The sequence below is a fragment of the Candidatus Krumholzibacteriia bacterium genome, assembly GCA_035268685.1.
Lineage (GTDB): Bacteria > Krumholzibacteriota > Krumholzibacteriia > JAJRXK01 > JAJRXK01 > JAJRXK01.
Genome location: DATFKK010000022.1, coordinates 16642 through 37253, shown reverse-complemented (window position 1 = coordinate 37253; position 20612 = coordinate 16642). Strand labels below are relative to the sequence as shown.

The 20612-nt window shown below is 69.9% G+C and carries 17 protein-coding genes; 15 read left to right on the top strand and 2 right to left on the bottom strand.

The window, feature by feature from the left end; all coding sequences use genetic code 11:
* The 5 genes from VKA86_02445 to VKA86_02425 form a co-directional block, all read left to right on the top strand.
* Positions 1 to 1026 (top strand): peptidyl-prolyl cis-trans isomerase (locus tag VKA86_02445; GenBank protein ID HKK70048.1); only part of this gene is annotated, 1026 nt, incomplete at its 5' end.
* A 130-nt stretch (positions 1027 to 1156) separates the two neighbouring features.
* Positions 1157 to 1567, top strand: a complete 411-nt coding sequence (locus tag VKA86_02440) for a DUF2914 domain-containing protein (GenBank protein HKK70047.1) — start codon at positions 1157 to 1159, stop codon at positions 1565 to 1567.
* Between the two features lie 16 nt (positions 1568 to 1583).
* Entirely contained in the window at positions 1584 to 2162 is a 579-nt protein-coding gene (locus VKA86_02435; GenBank protein ID HKK70046.1) for a bifunctional nuclease family protein, read from the top strand.
* 2 nt (positions 2163 to 2164) lie between these two features.
* Positions 2165 to 2701 (top strand): gamma carbonic anhydrase family protein, encoded by a 537-nt coding sequence (locus VKA86_02430; GenBank protein HKK70045.1) that lies wholly within the window; start codon positions 2165 to 2167, stop codon positions 2699 to 2701.
* Entirely contained in the window at positions 2698 to 4542 is a 1845-nt protein-coding gene (locus tag VKA86_02425) for a penicillin-binding protein activator (protein ID HKK70044.1), read from the top strand. Before VKA86_02430 ends, VKA86_02425 begins: the two co-directional genes overlap by 4 nt.
* Positions 4543 to 4552: 10 nt before the next feature.
* On the opposite strand, the gene VKA86_02420 is transcribed toward VKA86_02425, so the two are convergent.
* Positions 4553 to 5257: a TonB family protein gene (locus VKA86_02420; protein HKK70043.1), complete on the bottom strand. Its 705-nt coding sequence runs from the start codon at positions 5255 to 5257 to the stop codon at positions 4553 to 4555.
* 238 nt (positions 5258 to 5495) lie between these two features.
* Here VKA86_02420 and selA point away from each other — a divergent pair, with 238 nt between their 5' ends.
* The 9 genes from selA to nusB all read left to right on the top strand — a co-directional run bounded on the left by selA (position 5496) and on the right by nusB (position 17366).
* Positions 5496 to 6965 (top strand): L-seryl-tRNA(Sec) selenium transferase, encoded by a 1470-nt coding sequence (gene selA, locus VKA86_02415; protein ID HKK70042.1) that lies wholly within the window; start codon positions 5496 to 5498, stop codon positions 6963 to 6965.
* Between the two features lie 5 nt (positions 6966 to 6970).
* Positions 6971 to 8617 carry an SPOR domain-containing protein gene (locus VKA86_02410; GenBank protein ID HKK70041.1) on the top strand — a complete coding sequence of 549 codons (1647 nt, stop codon included), beginning with the start codon at positions 6971 to 6973 and terminating at the stop codon, positions 8615 to 8617.
* A gap of 89 nt (positions 8618 to 8706) precedes the next feature.
* Positions 8707 to 12402: a chromosome segregation protein SMC gene (gene smc, locus VKA86_02405; GenBank protein ID HKK70040.1), complete on the top strand. Its 3696-nt coding sequence runs from the start codon at positions 8707 to 8709 to the stop codon at positions 12400 to 12402.
* Between the two features lie 3 nt (positions 12403 to 12405).
* On the top strand, positions 12406 to 13347 hold the full coding sequence (ftsY, locus tag VKA86_02400) for a signal recognition particle-docking protein FtsY (GenBank protein HKK70039.1): 942 nt from the start codon (positions 12406 to 12408) through the stop codon (positions 13345 to 13347).
* Between the two features lie 4 nt (positions 13348 to 13351).
* On the top strand, positions 13352 to 14476 hold the full coding sequence (ribD, locus tag VKA86_02395; GenBank protein HKK70038.1) for a bifunctional diaminohydroxyphosphoribosylaminopyrimidine deaminase/5-amino-6-(5-phosphoribosylamino)uracil reductase RibD: 1125 nt from the start codon (positions 13352 to 13354) through the stop codon (positions 14474 to 14476).
* A gap of 28 nt (positions 14477 to 14504) precedes the next feature.
* Positions 14505 to 15179: a riboflavin synthase gene (locus VKA86_02390; GenBank protein HKK70037.1), complete on the top strand. Its 675-nt coding sequence runs from the start codon at positions 14505 to 14507 to the stop codon at positions 15177 to 15179.
* On the top strand, positions 15176 to 16477 hold the full coding sequence (locus VKA86_02385) for a bifunctional 3,4-dihydroxy-2-butanone-4-phosphate synthase/GTP cyclohydrolase II (protein ID HKK70036.1): 1302 nt from the start codon (positions 15176 to 15178) through the stop codon (positions 16475 to 16477). Before VKA86_02390 ends, VKA86_02385 begins: the two co-directional genes overlap by 4 nt.
* A complete protein-coding gene (gene ribE, locus VKA86_02380) occupies positions 16477 to 16953 on the top strand; it encodes a 6,7-dimethyl-8-ribityllumazine synthase (protein HKK70035.1) in 477 nt (158 codons plus the stop codon). The genes VKA86_02385 and ribE overlap by 1 nt, the downstream gene beginning before the upstream one ends.
* Positions 16950 to 17366 carry a transcription antitermination factor NusB gene (gene nusB / locus VKA86_02375; protein ID HKK70034.1) on the top strand — a complete coding sequence of 139 codons (417 nt, stop codon included), beginning with the start codon at positions 16950 to 16952 and terminating at the stop codon, positions 17364 to 17366. Before ribE ends, nusB begins: the two co-directional genes overlap by 4 nt.
* 22 nt (positions 17367 to 17388) lie before the next feature.
* Here nusB and VKA86_02370 read toward each other — a convergent pair whose 3' ends face one another.
* Complete coding sequence (locus VKA86_02370; GenBank protein ID HKK70033.1) at positions 17389 to 19176, bottom strand: endonuclease/exonuclease/phosphatase family protein; 1788 nt, start codon at positions 19174 to 19176, stop codon at positions 17389 to 17391.
* A gap of 140 nt (positions 19177 to 19316) precedes the next feature.
* On the opposite strand from VKA86_02370, the gene VKA86_02365 reads away from it, so the two are divergent.
* Positions 19317 to 20588, top strand: a complete 1272-nt coding sequence (locus VKA86_02365; protein ID HKK70032.1) for a PQQ-dependent sugar dehydrogenase — start codon at positions 19317 to 19319, stop codon at positions 20586 to 20588.
* Positions 20589 to 20612 lie beyond the last annotated feature (24 nt).

Sequence of the window (20612 nt, the reverse complement as noted above, 5' to 3'; positions counted from 1 at the left end):
TTCAGCGGAGAGGACTGGCAGACGCGTTTCCTCGACGCACTGGTCGGAGAGATGCTCGTCTCGATCGAGGCCGAGACCGAGAACCTGCACCGCGAGCGCGAGACCCGGTGGAAGCTCGACGAGCTGCGTCGCGAGCAGCTCTTCCGCGCCTACTACCAGAAGCACTTCCAGGATCAGCTCCAGGTTCCCGAGGCGGCGCTGCGCGAACACTACGAGAACTTCCAGGACAACTACCGGATGATGGGTCGGGTACTCGTGCACCACATCCAGAACGCGAACCAGGAAGAGATCCAGGAAGCCTGGGAGGAGTTGCAGGAGGGGGCGAACTTCACCCGGATGGCCGCGAAGTACAGCGAGGACGAGCAGACGAAGGACGATCACGGCACCCTCGGCTGGGTCAACCCCGACGGCTACGTGCTCGGGCGCGGCTTCGACGAGGAATTCACCGACATCGTCTTCGACCTTCCGGCCGAGACGACGAACCCACCGGTCCGGATCGGCGAGAACTGGCACATCATCAAGACCGGTCCGCGCTACGACGGCCAGGTCCAGACCTTCGACGAGGTGCGTGACCGCATCGAGCGCGAACTGAAGCCGCGCTTCCAGCAGGAGGCCTACGAAGACACCCTGGCCGAGTTGGAAACCCGGCACGGCGTGCAGCGTTTCGGCGAGTTCGACCAGCAGGAGAAGCGGACCGCCGAGGAGCTGTACCAGCTGGCCGGCGAGAGCATGAACAAGCACGCCAAGCTGGAGTACTACCGGTCGCTCATCGACAACTATCCCGAGCACGAACGAGCCGACGACGCGCTGTTCATGGCCGGTTTCGTGGCCAGCGAAGAACTGTTCAGTGCAGGCGAGGCGGCCATGTTCTTCCGGCGTCTCCTCGATGACTACCCGGACAGCGAATTCGTCGAGGACGCGCAGTACATGCTCGGCAACCTCGGGGGGGTCCAGAGCGCTCTGCGTGAGGGTGGAATGCCGAAGTCGGCCGAGGAAGCGGTCGACCGGATCGAGACCCTGCGCTGAGTCCGCGGTCGACGACGGGGGTCGGAGCCGCCCCGGGGTACCACCCGGGGCGGTTTCCGCTTGCCATCGGTGCCGCGTCTGCCCAACCTACCGGCGTCATTCGATTCCCCGAGACCGGAGGCCCTCGAGCATGCGTCCCGCTCTTCGAACGCTCACGCTCTCCGTCCTGATTTCGCTCGCCCTCCTGCCGCGACCCCTCGGCGCCCAGGAGGCGTCCGGAGACGGTCCCCGCCTCGCCGAAGCAGCCGTGTGCCTCTCGGTCGAGGAACGGGCTCCGGTGGGTGCGGACGACACCTTCCCCGCCGGCACCGAGCGACTGTTCTGCTTCACCGACGTCCGCGGTGCCGAAGACGAGACCATCGTCCACGTCTGGATCCACGAGGGCACCACCCGCGCCCGCGTGGAACTCGACATCGGGGCCGATCGTTGGCGTACGTGGAGCAGCAAACGCCTGCTGCCGTCCTGGACCGGCTCCTGGGAGGTCAAGATCATGACCGCTGGCGGAGCCGTTCTCGAGACCCTTGCCTTCACGGTGGAGTGATCGCGGTTTGAACGAGATGGTCGAGGTCAAGGTCGGCGGTCTGCTGCCCGACCCCAAGAACCCGGGCAGTCACATCCTGCTGCTCAAGATCCCGGGCGTGACACGCTATCTACCGATCTGGATCGGTCCTGCCGAGGCCAGTTCGATCAACATGGCGCTGCGCAACCAGGTCTTCGAACGCCCGCTGACGCACGATCTGCTGCAACACGTGATCCACGGCCTCGGGGCGGTGGTGGCCCGCGTGGTGATCACCACGATCGAGGACAGCACCTTCTTCGCTCGGATCTTCCTCGAGCGCGACCAGGAGATCCTGTCGATCGACGCGCGGCCGAGCGATTCGATCGCCCTCGCGGTACGGGTGAAGTGTCCCATCTATCTCACGCAGGCACTGCTCGAGAGTCAGCAGGACCACCTGATCGAGATCCAGGAGGCGCCGCCTCCGGAGAGTGCAGCCGCCGAAGCCGAGCCCGAGGGCGCGGTCCACGACTCGCTCGAGGAACTCATGCGCCAGGTCGAGCGAGGCGAGGCGGGAGCGGGCGAGGAGCCGGCCGACGAAGCCGACGAAGACGACGAAGACGACGAGAAGGAGGACTGAGCGTGGCCATCCTGCTGCCCTACAAGGGCATGGTTCCCCGGATCGGTCGCAATGTGTACCTGGCCGACGACGTGGTGCTGATCGGCGACGTCGTGATCGAGGACGACGCCTCGATCTGGTGGGGCAGCGTGCTCCGCGGCGACTGCGGCCGGATCCACGTGGGCAAGGGCAGCAACGTGCAGGACGGCTGCATGCTGCACGCGACCGAGGGCCATTCCCAGACCTGGCTCGGCCCCGACGTCACCGTCGGCCACCAGGCCGTGATCCACGGTGCGCGGGTGGAGGAGGGAGCTCTCGTCGGCATGAAGAGCACGCTCCTCGACCTGGTCGTCATCGGGAGCTTCAGCATCGTGGCGGCGGCGGCCATGGTCCCCGAGCGTCTCGAAGTGCCGCCCGATTCCCTGGTCGTGGGCATTCCCGCCAAGGTGAAGAAGGAATTGCCGGCGGAGAACCGTCAAGCGCGGCGGGAGCACGCGGCCGAGTACCGGGAGATGGCGGCCGTGTATCTCGCCCAGCGCGCGAGCGGAGAGCACGCATGAGCCGCCTGGCCCTGATGGGCCTGCTCGCGGTCGCCGTCGTGTCGGGCTGCACCAGCCCGCCCGGGCGGCGGGGGGCGATCACCGGAGAGCTCGATCCGGCGACCCAGCGCGAAGCGGCGACGTCCTACCGGGCGCTCCTCACCGATCCCGCCTACGAGGACGCCCTGGCCCTGCGCGAGGCCGGTCTGATCTGGCTCGATCGCTACGCGGGTGCCCGGAACGAGGACCACGTCCTGCTGCTGACCGGCCGGGCCGCGGCGCGCACGGGAGATCTCGACCTGGCGGTGCGCCTGTTCGATCGTCTGGGGCGGTTGTACCCCGAGTCCGAGTACCTGGCCGAGAGCCGCTGGAGCCAGGCGGTGGTCGCGAAGGATCTCGGACGATGGCTCGACGAGGCCGACGCCCTGGTGCGTTTCTACGAAGCGGCGGAGTCGGAAGACCCGCGCCGTGTCGAGGCACGGGAGCGACTGCGCACCCTGCTCGAGGAGACCCTCGCCACCGACCAGATCGAAGAACTCTGGGAGCGCCATCCGCGCTCGGTGATCGGAAGCACGGCGGCCTGGATCGTGGCGCAGCGGCGCTACGAGGAGGGCGAGGCCCCCGAGCGCGTCGTGGAGCGTCTCGAGCGGTTCGTCCGCCAGTATCCCCGCAGCCGGTTCGTGGAGGATGCCCGTGCCCTGATCGCCGAGATCGGTCAGGACTTTGGCATCGACGCCGCCGATGATCTGGACGTGGGACTCGCCGATCGCATCGGTCTGCTCGCGCCGCTCTCGGGACCCAACGCCGTGCTCGGACAGGCCATGTTCGACGGCGCCATGCTCGCGGTCGAGGAGCACAATCGCGCCACCGGCGAGAACGTGCAGCTGGTGGCCCTGGACACGCGGAGCGACGAGGTCGTGGCCGTGAAGGCCGCGCGGCGCCTGATCGAGAACGACAACGTGATCGCCGTCGTGGGCGCCCTCCTGTCGTCGACGACGGTTCCCGTCGCCACGCTGTGCCAGGAACGCGGCGTGCCGCTGATCTCGCCGACGGCGACCAAGGAAACCATCACCGAACTCGGCGAGTTCGTCTTCCAGACCACGCTGACCGACGACGTCGAGACCGCCATGCTGGCCCGGGCCGGGGTGGAGGCGCTGCGACGTACCCGGTACGGCATCCTGTACCCGCAGGGCGCCGACGGGGAGCTGCTCGCCGACCGGTTCGCGGCCGACGTGCAGCGTCTGGGCGGCCGCGTGGTGGTGCGCCGTCCCTTCGATCCCAGCGCCACGGACTTCCGTGGCGTCATGCGGGAGATCCGCGCGTTCGCGCCCGAGGCCTTGTTCGTGCCGGCCGGCACGCGGGTCATGCGTCTGATCGCGCCCCAGCTCGTGTTCCACGACGTGCGCGCCCAACTGCTGGGCATGTCGAGCTGGGACAACCAACTGCTCACGCGCGAGGTGGGTCCGAGCATGCACCGGGCGATCTTCCCGAGCAGCGCGGCGCTGATCTCGGAGTCCGACGAGGCGCACTTCGACACCCTGTGGTCGCGACGCCACCGTGCCACGCCGCGGAATCCGAACGGCATCGATCTGAAGACCTACTACGCGGTGCGCCGGGTGATCGCCGGTCTGGACCGCGAGAGCGGCAACACCCGGACCCGGCTGCGCGACCGCGTCGAGACCGGTCTCATGGCGGGATCGGTGGAGGAGGCCGACGGAGCGCGCGGACTGGAGCGTCTGCGCATGATCGAGGACAGCGAGGTGGCGGCCTTCCCGGTCGAACTGTTCCCCGCCGGAGCCCCGGCGCCGGCCCCGTCGGACACCCTGCGCGTGCCCTTCGGCGACGACTTCGAGTCACGCTGAGGGCGCCGACTCAGCCGCGCATCGGCAGTTCGTTCGGTCGGATCTCCGCACCGGGGCCCACACGGAACACGAAGTAGATCGTGTCCCAGAAGCCGCTCGGCTCGCCCTCGTGTTCGAACGGGCGGTAGACCCACTGGGTGACCGCCTCGATCACCGCCGTCTCGAAGCGGGGCCCGCCTTCGTTGCGATCGACGTAGGCGTGGGTGACGTGACCGGTCTCGTCCACGTACATGTTCACGCGGACCACGACGTCGCGGGTGCGCAGCGCCGGCGGCGCGTCGGGTGGATAGCGCGGCTCCACGGAGTGCAGGACGACGAAGTCCTCGCTCTGCTGCGAGGGGCGGTTCATCTCCACGTACTCGTCTTCCTGCAGCGCGACGCGGGCCTCGGGATCGACGCGGCGCATCACGTCGGGAGATGCGTCTTCACGCCCGAGGGGTTGCTCGGGCGACACGGGGGTGGGGTTGTCGGGATTGACGACCTTCTCGGTGATCGGCGATCGAACGCCTTGCGTCGCACCGGCCATGCGCCGTGCCTCGCGCATGGTCACCGGATCCTCGTCGGGGACGACTTCGATCGCATCGAGAACACGCACCTCGCCCTGGACGCCGGTGTGCACGTACCAGTCGCCGTCGGGATTCGCGTCGGGGCCGAGCAACGACACCAGGAGCCCGACACCAACGGCTGCGATCGTGGCGATCGCCAGCCGTCCCACGTAGGATCCCCGTCTGCCGTGATCGGCCACAACTCACCGTGTTCCAGGGGGTTGCGAGTTCAACTGGAAGCTAGTCCGCAGGTCGGCAGGTGTCAACGCAGCCCGTTTGACCCCCCGTCGGGCGTGTGTTAGCTTGCCGCGGCCGACCGGCCCGGGACTCGACCTACCTCCAGGTCCGGCCTCTGGTTCCGGCTTCCAGCTCCGGCCTCTCGCTCCGACGGACCGGTGGCCTCGATCCATGCAGGAACTGCTGCGTCGACTTCCCTCCCTGAACGCGCTTCTCGAACGTCGCACCGTCAAGGGCCTGCTCCGCCACTGGCGGCGCGACGTGATCGTGAACCTGGCGCGAGGGATCCTGGACGAAGAGCGGAGCGCTCTGCGTCGGGGTCGGGGTCTGTCCCGGCGGTACGGACAGGACGAGCCCACGCGGGAGGCCCTTCTCGGGCATTGCGAAAGACGTTTGAGTGAGAGCCTGGAGTCGTTGTCCCGTCCGAAGTTGCGGCGCGTCCTGAACGCCACGGGCGTGATCCTGCACACGAATCTCGGCCGGGCGCGTCTGTCCGAGCGCGTGGCCGACGAGGTCCGGCGTGTGGCCGGTGAGCCGTGTGCACTGGAGATCGACATCGGCAGCAACCGACGCGGTAGCCGGAACGCGCGCGTGGGCGAGTGGCTGCAGCTGCTCACCGGCGCCGAGGCCGGAGTGGCCGTGAACAACGGGGCCGCCGCACTGTGGTTGGCGGTCCGGGCCCTGGCGACGCGGGGCCGGTCGATGATCGTGTCGCGCGGCGAACAGGTGGCGATCGGCGGGAGCTTCCGGATGCCCGAACTCATGCACACCACCGGCGCGCGCGTGGTCGAGGTCGGCACGACCAACAAGACCTCGGCGCGCGACTACGCCGCGGTGGTCGCCGAGGGCGACCTCGTGCTGAAGGTGCACCCGAGCAACTACCGCATCGAGGGCTTCCACGAAGAGGCCTCGCTCGCCGACCTGGCGGCGATCTGCCGCGAGCGCGGAGCTCACCTGGTCTTTGACGCGGGGAGCGGAAGCCTGTATGACTACGGCCAGTTCGGGCTCTCGGGGGAGCAGACGGTCGCCGAGTCCCTCGAGGCCGGAGCCGACCTCGTGACCTTCAGCGGGGACAAGCTCCTGGGCGGTCCCCAGGCGGGTCTCGCGGTCGGGCGGGAGGAACTCGTCCAGCGCATGGCCAGGCACCCGCTCATGCGGGCGCTGCGGCTCGACAAGATGGCCCTGGTCGCGCTGGAGACGACCCTCGCCAGCTACGCCGAAGCCCCGGAACGCGCGAAGCCCGCTCTGCCCCTCTTCGACGCGCTGGGGACTTCCGTGGCCGAGCTCCGCCGGCGCGCTGGCGCGCTGGCCGATCGTCTGGCCCCACGGACACCGGAGGGGTGGCGGATCGCCGCCACCCGATCGACGGCCTCGATCGGCGGTGGGTCCTTCGCGGAACACCCCGTCGAAAGCGCGCAGGTCGAGTGCGTCGCGCCCAGTGGGCGCGCCGCCGAGGCCCTGCACCGTGCGCTGCGACGCGGAGACCCCGCGATCCTCGCGCGGATCGACGATGATCGCGTCGAGTTCGACCTGCGCTCCGTACGCGAGGACGAACTCGAGGAACTGGCAGCGGGCATGGAGCGGGCCTTCTCGGAGATCTCGCCCGCCCGCGGCTCCAAGGCTCTCGAACGAAGAGACTGACCCCGATGGACGACGCCTCCCCCGAGCGCAACTGGCTCGACGATCGCCTGAAGCACCTCGACGGCGGCCACGGTCACTTCACCGTGGTGAACTCCCCGCTGCGGCCGGTGGTCGAGCGCGGCGATCCCTGGAGCGTCGACGTCCGTCACCACGAGTTGAAGGCCTTCGTCGACCACCTCCACCCGACGGCCGAGGGCGAGGCCCGGGTGGCCGTGGTCACCGACGTCGAGGAGGACCCCGTCGCCCGCGTGCAGACCGCGGTGCTCGTGGGTCGCCGCATGGCCGAGCGCGGTCAACGCGTTCTGATCGTGGATGCCGACGTCCGTCACGTCGGACTGTCGCGCTGGGCCTCCGATCGGGATCTCGATGCCGAGGGCCTGGTCGACGTCCTGCAGTACGGGGCCTCGGTGTCGGCCGTGCGTCGCCACGGCCCGGTCGACGGCGTGGACCTCGTGAGCGTGGGATCGTACCGGCCCGACGACGCGGGACTCTTCCAGGAAGAGGACCTGCTCCGCCTCGTGGGTCAGGTCCGGGGCGAGGCCGACGTGGTCCTGATCCTCGCACCGGCCTGGATCGCCGACGACCGCTTCCACCCCCTGCTCGTGCACGCCGACTCGGTGATCGTCAGTCTTCACCTCGATCGGAGCCTCGGCGAGCGCCTGCAGGAACTGCTGGAGTATCTGCACGGACTCAACGTCCCGGTGGCGGGCTTGATGACCTACGCTGGACCGGATGCAGCCGAACGGCGCGTGGACGACGTGTTCGACGTCGAGGCCGGGCAGGCCGCGGAGCACCCTGGCGTGACGGAAGGACCGGACGAACCCGAGCCGCTCGCGGAGCCCACGGACGCTCCGACCGACGAGACCGCCGAGCGCCCCGTGCCCTTCTCCGCGACGTCCGACCGGGAGACCGGTGGCACAGGAGAGGAACAGGGGGCCGGGGAATGGCCCGAGTCGCGGCCACGCGCGCTCGAACAGCCGACCGACGACGCGGGGGGCTCGTCGACGGTGTTCCGCGTGGTGGCCGTGATCGCTCTCGTCGCGCTGGTCGCGTTCGTCGGATGGTGGGGGCTCTCGTCCCGCGACGACACGCCTCCCGTGGACGTCGCCGTCGCGCCACCGCCGGTCGTCGAGGACGAGGTCCCGGAGGTCGATCCGGCCGCGCAGACCCAGCAGGAGCCCGTCGCGAGCGGCGACGAGACGGTGGCCGGCACGCCGACGGGCGAAGGCGAGATTCCACCCACCCCCCCGGCCGGGGGAGAGGCCGAGGAAGCCGCGGCCGAGGAACCCGCCGCGTCGGTGGAGTCGCCGGCGCCGGCGGCCGGAAGCGAGGACGAATTCCCCGAACCCGAGCCGGTCGAGACCGAGCCCCGCCTCGCCGACTGGGAACGCGACATGGCCCGCCCGGTCGGTCCGGGGTATGCGCTGCACGTGGCGAGTTTCACCGAAGAGGCCGCCGCGCGTGGTGCGGCGCGGCGCCTCGAGAGCGCGCACGGTTGGCAGCCCGACGTGCGCAGCGCCGTGATCGACGGCGAGCAGTGGTACCGAGTGCTCGTGGGTCGTTTCGACTCGCGGGCCGACGCCCTCGCGGCCCGAGCACCCATCGGAGGGATCCTCGATCTCGACTGGGTGGGGGTCGTCCGCGTCCGCTGAGGATCGGCGGACCGTTCGCTGGCAGCCGCGTCGGCTCCGAGGACGGGCATGAGGCCCGGAACCGGACCCCGCGGTGAGGAAGGAACCGAATGCGACTCAAGCGTGTCGAGATGATCGGCTTCAAGTCCTTCATGGACCGGACCGTGCTCGATTTCCGCGACGGCATCACCACCGTGCTCGGGCCGAACGGATGCGGCAAGAGCAACGTGGTCGACGCGGTCCGATGGGTGCTCGGGGAACAGAGCGCCAAACAGCTCCGCGGCGAGAAGATGGAAGACGTCATCTTCAAGGGCACGCGCAAGCGCAAGCCCCTGTCGATGGCCGAGGTCAGTCTCGTCTTCGACAACAGCGCGCAGCGTCTGAACGTGCCCTACGACGAGGTGGCGATCACCCGCCGCGTCTCGCGCTCGGGCAACAGCGACTACTTCCTGAACAAGACGCCGTGCCGGCTCAAGGACATCCGCGACCTCTTCTACGACACGGGCGTGGGCAACAACGCCTACTCGGTGATCGAGCAGGAGGTGGTCGGGCAGGTCCTCGACCCGAACGAGAACAAGGTCCGCACCATCCTCGAAGAGGGCTCGGGCATCGTGCGCTACAAGGTGAAGCGCAAGGAAGCCCTGCGGAAGCTCGACCTCACCGAGCGCGACCTGCTGCGCGTCGAGGACATCATCGAGGAGATCGGCAAGCAGGTGCGCAGCCTGGCCCGGCAGGTCGGCAAGGCCCGGCGTCACCAGCGGCTCTTCGGCGAGGTGCGCGGGCTCGAACTCATCCGCGCGCACCATCGTCTGCGCGACCTGGCCCGGCAGATCGACGAACTCACCGAGCGCGAACAGTCCCTGAGCACCGAGGGTGCGGGGGACGACGCCGAGGCCGCACGGCTGAGCGCGTCGCTCGAGACGATGCGCCCCGAGCTCGATGCCCTGGAGCAGACGCGTCGCGATCGTGCCCACGCGGTGAGCGAACTCGAGGCGGGGATCAACGCCATCGAGGGCGAACTCATGGTGCTGCGCGAGAAGATCGACACTGCCACGCGGCGGCGCAGCGAGATCGCCGAGGACGTCGATCGGAGTCGCACGCGACTGCAGGACATCGACGACGAGCACGACGCGGCCCGCCAGGAACGCGACGAGACCTCGGCCACGATCGAGGAGCGGGAGCGTTTCGTGCGCGAGCTGGACGAGCGCGCTCGGGCCGTGCTCGAGCAGTACGAGGACGCACGCAACCAGCTCGCCGCGGCGCAGCAGTTGTCGCTGGGCTTCCTCAAGGAGGAGGCCGACCACAAGCGCGACATCGCCACCGCGGAGACGCGCCTCGAGGGTCTGCGCGAGGAGGCCGAGCGCCTCGACCACGCCGTGCAGGAGGCCGAGACCTCCAAGCGGAACCTGCGCGAGGAACTGGCCGATCTCGAGACGCGCGTGGTGTCCGCCACGCGTGAGCAGAGCGACGTCGAGCGCGCGGTGAGGGCGGCCCAGGAGGACGTGGGCGCGGCCGAGGACGCTCTGCAACATGCGCGCGAGCAGCGCGAGTCGGCGACCGACGAACTCGCCCGTCTCGAGAGTCGACACGAGATCGCTACGCGCATCGCCGACGAGCTCGAGGGTTACCGCGCCGGCGCGGCCGCGCTGCTGCGCGATCCCGATCACCGCGAGCGCACGCGGGGCGCCATGGCCGAGCGGCTGAAGGTCGAACCCGGCTACGAGGCCGCCTTCGAGCTCGTGTTCGGAGAGGACGCCGACGCGTTGCTCGTGGGCGACGTTCGCGATGCCCGGGAACTGGCCGATCACCTGGCGCAGCGAGGCCTGGGGATGGCCAGCTTCCTGGCCGACACCGGCGCGGGTGGTCAGGGCATCGGCCACGATCCTTCATTGCCTGGCCGACCGGCTCTGGATCTCGCGCGGCTCGAGGAAGAGGCGTCTCCTCTGCTCCGCCGTTGGCTCGATCGCGTGCGCGTGGTCGAGACGAACGACGAGGCGGTCGAGGCTTCCATCCGCCATGCCGGCGACGGATACAGCTTCCTGTCGCGCGAAGGTCTGTTCCTGCGTCAGGACGGGCTCGTGCGCGGTGGTGCCGGCGCGCGCCGTCAGCTCGCGCTCTTCGGCCGGCAGGACCAGGTCGAGGAACTCGCCACCGAGGTCGAGCGGCAGCGCGAGATGGTCGCGTCGCGCCAGCGCACGCAGCACGAAGCTGCGGCCCAGGTCGAGTCCGCCCGGCAACGGGTGGAGCAGTGCCGGCGCGACCTCGTCCACGTGCAGCAGTCGGTGGGCGAGCTCACGCATGAGCTCGCCACGCGCCGCAGCGTGCTCGAGCGCGAGGACAAACAGCTCGAACGCGCGATCGAAGGACGCACGCGCGTGCACGGCGAGATCGACGAGCTGATGCAGCGCGTCGACGGAATGCGCCGCGAGCTGGGCCGACACGGAGCCGATCAGGAGGCCAGCGAGCAGCGTGTCGCCGCGTTGACCGAGCAGGTGCAGGATCTCGAGCAACAGCGCGACGCCGCGGGGCAGGCGCTGTCCGAAGCGCGTCTGCAACTCACCCACGATCGTGGCACCGACCGCGAGCTGGCCAGCCGCCTCGAGCGACTGGCCAACATGTCCGAGGACCTGCGTGGTCGCATCGAGCGCCTGCAGTCCGAGGACTCGTCGCTGGACCAGGATCTGATCACGTGGCGGGCCACGGTCGACGAGAACGCCGAACGGGTCACCAGCATGCATCGCGAGCGCGAGGAGCGACGGGAGAGCCTACGCGAGGCCCAGGAAGCGATCGAGACCCGCCGCGCCGAGGTGGAGGTGGTCCAGGATTCACTGCGAGCGGTGGAGAAACGACGCCGCGAACGCGGCGACGCCCTGCACGAGGTGCAGACACGCCGCACGGAACTCGAGTACCAGACCCGGAACGTGACCGACCGGATCACCGAGAAGTTCCAGACGACGGTCGAGGAGGGTTTCGTCTCCCTCGATCTGGAAGCCTTGCCGAAGGAGCTGGTGCGCGAGGCCGACGACGGAGCCAAGGAACTCGGCACCGTGCAGATGGACCAGGTCGAGGAGATGCTCGCCGAGCGGCAGCGCAAGCTCGACCAGATCGGTCCGGTCAACTTCGTCGCGCTCGAGGAGTACGACGAGAAGAAGGAACGCCTGGAGTTCCTCGAGAAGCAGCGCGACGACCTGCTGCAGAGCAAGGAAGATCTGCTCCAGGCCATCGACCGCATCAACCGCACGGCACGCAATCTCTTCCGCGAGACCTACGAGCAGGTGCGCGCGAACTTCAAGGAGATCTTCGCGACCCTCTTCCAGGGCGGCGAGTCCGATCTCGTGTTGCATCGCGCCGACGACCCACTCGAGGGCGAGATCGAGGTCGTGGCACGGCCCACGGGCAAGCGTATCGACAGCGTCAGTCTGCTGTCGGGTGGCGAGCGCGCGCTCACCGCGATCGCCTTGCTGTTCGCGGTCTATCTGATCAAGCCGAGTCCGTTCTGTCTGCTCGACGAGGTCGACGCCCCGCTCGACGACATGAACGTGGGTCGCTTCGTGCGGCTGCTCGAGCGTTTCTCCGAGCGCACGCAGTTCATCGTGATCACGCACAACAAGCTGACGATGGAGTCGGCGGATCACCTCTACGGCGTGACCATGGAGGAGCACGGCGTCAGTCGCCTCGTGTCGGTCAGCTTCGAACAGCTCGACAAGGCCGATCCGATCGCCGCACTCGAGGACATTGCCCGCGACCGCGAGGCGCAGCGCGGTGACCCGGCCGCGCGTCTGCAGGCCGCCAACGGGGAGGGCTGATCCGTGGTCCTGGGTGCCCTGCGGAAGCTCAAGAAGAGTCTCGGCAAGACCCGTTCGAACCTCGTGTCGCGGCTCAGCGCCGTGGTCAAGCGCGAGGTCTTCCTCAGCGACGAGTTCCTCGAGGAGATCGAGGAGGTCCTGATCGGTGCCGATGTCGGTGTCGACGCCGCCGTCGAACTGACCGAGGGACTGGGCAAGCGGCTCCGCGGGAAGGGTGGGGCGGCTTCGGTCGAGGACGTCGTGGCGGTGTTGCAGGAGGAAGTGGCCGAGCTGCTGGGAGGCGCTTCCTCGGAACCTCCGGCGCCCGGAGGCCCCCCGCACGTGGTGCTCATGGTCGGTGTGAACGGCGTGGGCAAGACCACTTCGATCGCCAAGCTCGCGGCCTGGTACCGGAGTCGGGGACACAGGGTCCTTCTCGCCGCCGGCGACACCTTCCGTGCCGCGGCGGTCGAGCAGTTGTCACTGTGGGCGGAGCGCGTCGGCGTCGACATCGTCAAGCAGGACATGGGCGCCGATCCGGCGGCGGTGTCCTACGACGCAATAGCGCACGCGAAGTCCAGTGGCCACGACGTGGTGATCATCGATACGGCGGGGCGCCTGCAGACCAAGGAAGGTCTCATGCGCGAGCTCGAGAAGATCGGGCGTGTGGTGGGCAAGCAGGTCGACGAGGCTCCCCACGAGACCCTGCTCGTGCTCGACGCCAACACCGGGCAGAACGGAATCGTTCAGGCCAGGGAGTTCGCGCAGGTGGTTCCCCTCGACGCGATCTTCCTGACCAAGCTCGACGGTTCGGCCAAGGGTGGGATCGTGGTGGCGATCGCGCGGGGACTCGACCTGCCGGTGCGCTACGTCGGGACCGGGGAGACGGCGGACGACTTCGCCCCCTTCGACGCGGGGGCCTTCGCCGAGGGTCTGTTCACGCTCGACACCGACGACGAGGACTGAGCCCGTGGCCGCCGCCGCCCTGCATCCGGGAGACGCCTACTGGATGCGGCGTGCCCTGCGGCTGGCCCGGCGCCGGGCGGGACGGACGTGGCCCAACCCGACCGTCGGCGCGTGCATCGTCCGCGACGGGCGATTGCTGGCCGAGGCGGTGCACGAGCGGGCCGGGGGGCCCCACGCCGAAGCTGCGGCGCTGAGCGACCTGCGGCAGCGGGGGATCGATCCGGAGGGCGCGACCGTGTACGTCACGCTCGAGCCCTGCGACCACCACGGACGCACACCTCCCTGCTCGCACGCCTTGATCGAGGCCCGCGTCGGGCGCGTCGTCCACGCGGTGGCCGATCTGAGCGCGCGGGGGCACGAAGGGGGAGCCCGACGCCTGCGCGAGCACGGGATCGAGGTCGAGGCGGGGCTGCTCGCAGGACCTGCCTGGGAGCTCAACCACCCCTTCTTCGAGACGTCCGCCGACACGGAGATCCACCTCACGGTGAAGGTGGCCCTGAGTCTCGACGGACGCTTCGCACCGCGCACCGGACGCGTCGAGGACCCCTCGCGGCGCACGGTGACCGGGCCCCGGGCCCGTCGGCGGGTGCATCGCATGCGGGCTCGGGCGTCGGCGGTCATGGTGGGGAGCGGCACCGTCGAGGCCGACCGGCCACGGCTCGATGTCCGCGGGGTCGACGACGGCGACCGGCTTCCCGGCGACCCGCGCCCGGTGGTCCTCGATTCCCGGGGGCGGCTCGATCCGGCCTGGCTGCCGGACCACGCCCTGCTCTTCTGCGGTCCCGAGGGCTCCTCCGCGGCGAGCGCGGCGGGCGTCGAGGTCGTCCCGGTCGACCGGACCGGCCCGGGCCGGCTGAACTGGGAGGCCATTCTTCCGGCGCTGGCCGAGCGGGGTCTCGGGACGGTCCTCGTCGAAGCCGGGCCCACGCTGGCCGCCGATCTGCTGGCGACCGGCCGCGCACATCGTTTCCATCTATTCCTGGCCCCCCGGATTCTCGGCCCTGACGGGCCGGGCCTGGTGGCCCCGACTGCGCTCGAAGAGCGATACCGCTCTTGGCGCAGCCGACGCGTGGGCGAGGACCTCGAATGGATCCTGCGCCGGCACGATCTCCCGATGCCGCCGGGCTGAGTGCGGCGCGCGTCCCCCGAAGGCGGACATGTTCACCGGAATCGTCCAGGCTCAGGGAATCGTGCGGAGCGTGCGCGCCAGCGCCGAGGACCGCGATCTCACCGTGACGTGTCCGGCCGAGGTCGCCGGTCGCCTCACTCTGGGGGCCAGCGTTGCCCTCGACGGCGTCTGTCAGACGGTCACCCGGCTCGCCGAGGGGGAGTTCGACGTCCACGCCATCGCCGAGACCCTGCGCGTGACCACACTCGGTGACCTGCGCGAGGGCGATCCGGTGAACCTGGAGACCTCGCTCGGAGCGGGCGATCCGCTCGGGGGTCACTTCGTCCAGGGACACGTCGACGGCATCGCGCGCGTGCTGGCCGTCGAACCCAGGGGCGAGTCGATCACCTATCGCTTCGAGGCCGATGCCGAACTCGTCCGCCAGCTCGTTCCCAAGGGAAGCGTGGCGATCGACGGCATCAGCCTCACGGTCGGCCCGGTGGTGGGCGACACGACCTTCGAGGTCTACCTGATCCCCCACACGGCCGAGGTGACGGGGCTGGCGCGCAAGAAGACGGGAGGCCGGGTGAACCTCGAGACCGACGTTCTCGGCAAGTATGTGCTGCGTTACCTCGGTCAGGTGGGCGGATCCGCGGGCATCACCTGGGATTCGCTGGGTGCCGCGGGCTGGGACACGGACTCCGGGGGAGGCCGGTACGAATGAGCGAATCGAAGCCGCAGGGCGGTCACGACCAGACGACCGAGGGATTCGACCCGATCGCCGTGGCGATCGACCGCATCCGCGAGGGTGGCATGGTGATCGTGGTCGACGACGCCGAGCGCGAGAACGAGGGCGACGTGATCTTCGCCGCCGAGAGGGTCACGCCCGACCACGTCAACTTCCTCGCCAAGGAGGCGCGCGGACTCGTGTGCGTGGCGGCCGAGCGCGAGCACCTGGAACGGCTCGAGCTGCACCCGATGGTCCACCGCAACACCTCCCGGCTGGGCACCGCCTTCACGGTGAGCATCGATGCGGTCGAGGGCACGAGCACCGGCATCTCGGCCGGAGACCGGGCCGAGACCATCCGGCAGTTCGTGGACCCGAGGACCACACCCGACAAGCTCGCGCGCCCCGGTCACGTGTTCCCGCTGCAGGCGGCGCGCGGCGGGGTGCTGACGCGTGCCGGCCACACCGAGGCCGCCGTCGACCTCGCCCGCCTGGCGGGACTCGGCGCGCAAGGCGTGCTGTGCGAGATCATGGACGACGACGGGAGCATGGCGCGGGTTCCGGCCCTGCGCCGTTTCGCGCGGACCCACGGGCTTCCGATCATCACCATCCACGATCTGATCGAGTACCGGCGACACCACGAGCAGCTCGTCGAGGAACTGGAGCGCGTCCCGCTGCCCACGCGTTTCGGGGAGTTCTCCATGCGTCTCTACGGCACACGCATCGACGACGACGAGCACGTGGCGCTGGTCATCGGCGACATCCGTCCCGACGAGCCCGCCCTGGTCCGTGTGCACAGCGAGTGCCTCACGGGCGACCTCTTCCACTCGCTGCGGTGTGACTGCGGCGATCAGCTCGAGGCCGCGCTCGACCAGATCGCGCGCGCGGGTAGCGGTGTGTTCCTGTACATGCGCCAGGAGGGTCGGGGCATCGGTCTGCGGAACAAGCTGCGGGCCTACCGACTGCAGGACCAGGGAGCCGACACGGTCGAGGCCAACAAGAAGCTGGGCTTCCCGGCCGACCTGCGGCACTACGGGATCGGTGCACAGATCCTCGTGGACATCGGTGTGCGCCAGATGCGCCTGCTGACGAACAACCCGAAGAAGATCGTCGGCCTCGAGGCCTACGGACTGGAACTGGTCGAACGGGTGGGGATCGAGATGCATCCGAATCCGCGCAACCTGCGCTACCTGCAGGTGAAGCGCGACAAGATGGGGCACTTGCTGCAGGATATCGACGGGGCCAGCGAGATCGCCGGCGCCGAGACCTCGACCGACCGTCAGGAGGAACAGTGATGGCGAGGGTTCTGGAAGGGCAGTACCACGGCAAGGGCAAGCGCTTCGGCGTGGTGGTGGGCCGGTTCAACGCGCTGTTCGGTGAGAAGCTGCTCGACGGTTGTCTCGACGGTCTGCGGCGTCACGGCGTGGCCGACGACGACGTCGACGTCGCCTGGGTGCCCGGCGCCTGGGAGATCCCGCTCACCTGCCGCCGCATGGCGCGCACCGGCAACTACGATGCGGTGATCGCCCTGGGCGTGGTGGTGCGCGGGGGCACGCCGCACTTCGAACACGTGGCCACCGCCGTCAGCCGCGGCGTGGCCGAGGTCGGTCTGAGCGAGGACGTGCCCGTGATCTTCGGCGTGCTCACCACCGACTCGCTGGAGCAGGCCATGGAGCGCTCCGGTACGAAGGCCGGCAACAAGGGATTCGACGCGGCGATGGCCGCGCTCGAGACCGCCGACGTCCTCTCACGGATCGAGCCGAAGTCTTGAATTCCGCCCGGCGTCGCAAGGCGCGCGAACTGCTCGTGCAAGCCCTGTACTCGTGTCGGGTGGGGGGACGGCCCCTGCCCGACGCGATCGTCGACCAGGTGGAGCGGCGACGGCCGCACACCGAGACGCTGCAGTACGTCCGTGAGCTCGAGCCGCTGCTCGACGACCAGCTCCAGGCCCTCGACGCACGGATCGACGAGTTCGTCCAGGGGCGCGCGGCCGAGCGCGTGGGGGCCGTCGAGCGCGCGATCCTCCAGCTCGGACTGGTCGAGCTGATGCATCGCGACGACATCCCCGTGGCCGTGGTCATCGACGAGTCGCAGCACCTCGTCGAGACCTTCTCCACCAGCGACTCGGTGCGCTTCGTCCAGGGAGTGCTCGACCGGCTCGCGCGCGAGGTGCGCCCGGCCTGAGGCGCGCGCCGATTCCCGACGTTCAGAGACCGAGCCGCACCACGATCGCGTCGTGGTCGCTGGCCCCTCCGCGGAAGCCCGCGTTGCCGTGGATCACGTCGAGTTCGGTCGACCGGAAGCCGCCGGTGCCCACCAGGACGTGGTCGAGGGCCTGGGAGTTGCCCTGGTACACGTAGGTGAAGCGCGCCGTCGGTTCGAGCTCGAGCATCAGGTTCTCCAGTGCACCGCCGGCGACGAGGGCCCGCATGGGTTCCTCGAAGGCGAACTCGTTGAAGTCCCCGAGCACCACGATCCTCGCCCGCGGATCCTCGGCCCGGATCGCCTCGACCAGGGCGAGCACCCGGCCGGCCTGCTCCCGTCGCGCCTCCTCGCGGCCGTTCACCGGAGGCTGCACCGCGCCGAAGAGTGGGGTGCTGCCCCCCTTGCTCGAGAAGTGCACGTCGATCACGAAGAGTGGCACGCCGTCGACGACGAACTCCGCGGCGAGGGGTTTGCGGCTGTCGTCGAAGCAGTCGGCGGTGGGGTCGACGCGCGCCGGATTGGGCTCGAGGTGTGGTCCGTCGACCACGGCCACCGCGTCGAGTGGGCCGGCGTCACCGCGGCGGGGCAGGGCCACCCGCTCTTCGTCGTACAGGAAGCCCACCCGGATGTTGCCGCCGGGCTGGCCGCCGTCGGCGCCGTCGACGGGATCGATCTGCGCGTAGGCGTAGCGCGGGCCGTCGGCGTCGACGACCGCCCCGATCAGGCGCTCGAAGGTCCGGTCGGCGGAGGGGTCGCCGCTGTCGGCGGCGCCGTCGTCGTCCTGGATCTCCTGCAGGGCGACGATCGCCGGGGCGTCCATGCGCTCCACGATCACACGCGCGCGGACGGCGAAGGCCTCGGGCTCGGCGTCGCCGCCGAGATTGAGCACGTTGAAGGTGCCCACCGTGATCGCGTCGTCGGACGACCCCAGCGAGGTGACGTCGGGACCGGTCTCCGCCCGGCGCACCTCGGGGCGGCGGGCGACGAGCACCTCGTAGTTGCCGAAGGCGTAGTCCAAGGGTCCGACGAGCGTGCCCAGACGGTCGCCCATGCCGACCGCGGGCGCGACGACCCGCGACGGGAACTGGATCTGGATCCGCTCGGGATTGACGTCGCCCTCGGTGAGCGTGATGCCCCCGCGGTCGTTGAGCCCGGTAGCGCCGGCACCGCCGTCGGCGAGCACCCAGACCTCGGCGTAGCGGCTGGTCGCCGACACCGCGACGGCGTCGTCCACGCGCACGCGCATGGCCTCGAGGCTCTCGTAGAAGTCGATGCCGTCGCGCGCGGGTTGGTACTCCTCGAGCGCGTCGTCGTCCACGACCGCCGTCGGCGGCATGCGTCCGTCGCGGCCCAGGACGACCGGAGTCGGCAGTTCGACGTCTTCGTCCAGGATCCCGATGCGCGCGTCGCGCAGGATGGTGACGGTCAGGTTGGTCTCGTTGCCGCCCGGTCTCCACTCCGCGACCGTGCCTTCGATCCGCAGGCGTTGCCCGACCTCGGCCCTCGTCGCGTCGTCGAACACGCGCATGGCGTCGGAGGTGCGTGGATCGTCATCGCCCTCCGGGTCCTGCAGGAAGAAGCCGTCGTCGAGGACCCGTGTCACCACCCCGGTCGTCACCACGCGCTCGCCGGCCAACGGGGAGCGGTGGCCGGCCCCCTGGATCGCGGGGATCGGCGTGGTGGCGTCGGCGGTGGCGTCGCAGCCCGTGGCCGTCCAGGCCAGGGTGACCAGCGCGACGACGAACAGGAAAGCCGGAAGGGCGCGGGGCGCGGACGATACGTGCTTCACGACGGTGCGGTCCCGGTGGGAGGAGGGGTACGGCGGCCGGGCAGGATAGCACCGATGCGCGCGCGGTGGCAGCCCCGGGTCGGCGCCGGCCACCGACTTCGTGCTAGTGTCCGACTGCCCCCAACGCGAGGAGCGCGCCCATGCGACAGTGGAGTTCCGTCCTGTTCGTCCTGCTGGCCGCGGTCGCGGTCGATGTGCCCGCCGCCGTGCCCACCGACTTCGAGCAGAGCGAGGTCCTCGGCGGACTCGACGCGCCCGTGGCGCTGACCCACCTCCCCGACGGTCGGTTGCTCGTCGCCGAGCAGAAGACGGGCAACCTCCGTCTGGTCCTGGCCGACGACACGCTCGTGTCCGCGCCCGTGCTGACGGTTCCCGACCTCGAGACCGCGAACAACGAGGCGGGTCTGCTGAGCCTGGCCGTCGATCCCGGCTGGCCGCAGCGGCCCTACGTGTACGTGCACTTCACCGCGCGCAGTCCGCGGGAGATGCGCCTGGTCCGCTACGCCGCGACGGGCTCGCTCACGGCCCCGGACGGTGACGACCTGGGCTTCGACCCGGCGTCGGCGCTGGTGGTCCTCGACGGGATCCCCGACGACTTCGGAAACCACAACGGGGGCACACTGCTCTTCGGACCCGATGGCTTCCTGTACTTCTCGGTGGGCGACGACGAGGACCGCTGTGCGGCGCAGCGCCTCGACAGTCCCCTGGGCAAGGTGCTGCGGCTCGACGTGGCCGACCTCGGCGCGAACGGCCCGGTGTCGACGGCCGACCTGGTGGCGGCGGGCAATCCCTTCGCCGGGCAGGGAGGCATCGCGTCGCTGGTGTGGGCCCTGGGCCTGCGCAATCCCTACCGCATGACCGTGGACGTGGCGACCGGGGAGCTGTTCGTCGGCGATGTCGGCGAGGTCTCGCGCGAGGAGATCAGCCGCGTGGCCGACGGAGGCGAGAACCTGGGCTGGCCCTTCCGCGAGGGAAGTCTGCCCATCCAACCACCCGGCAGCTGCGACGACCCGGGCGGCGCCGAGTTCGTCGAGCCGATCTGGGACTACGGGCGCACCGAGGGCGTGTCGGTGGTCGCGGGCTTCGTGGTCCGCGCGCCCGAAGGGGCCGAGTACCCCTGGCCGGCGGCCTACGAGGGCGACCTGTTCTTCGCCGACTTCTTCCGCAACGACCTGCGCCGGCTGACGGGTGCGGGGCAGGAGTGGCAGATCGCCGCGCCCGTCGACGGTCAGCCCGGCCCGGAGGACTGGGCGAACGGACTGAGCACGGCCGCCGACTTCGCGATCGCGCCGGACGGTTCGGTCGTGTACGTGTCGCTCGGCGACGGGACGCTCCACCGGATCCGCTACGTCGGTGCGGTGCCCACCGACACCACGAGTTTCGGCGCCCTGCGGGCCCGCTACCGCGACTGAGTCCACGTCTTCGCGATTCCCGCC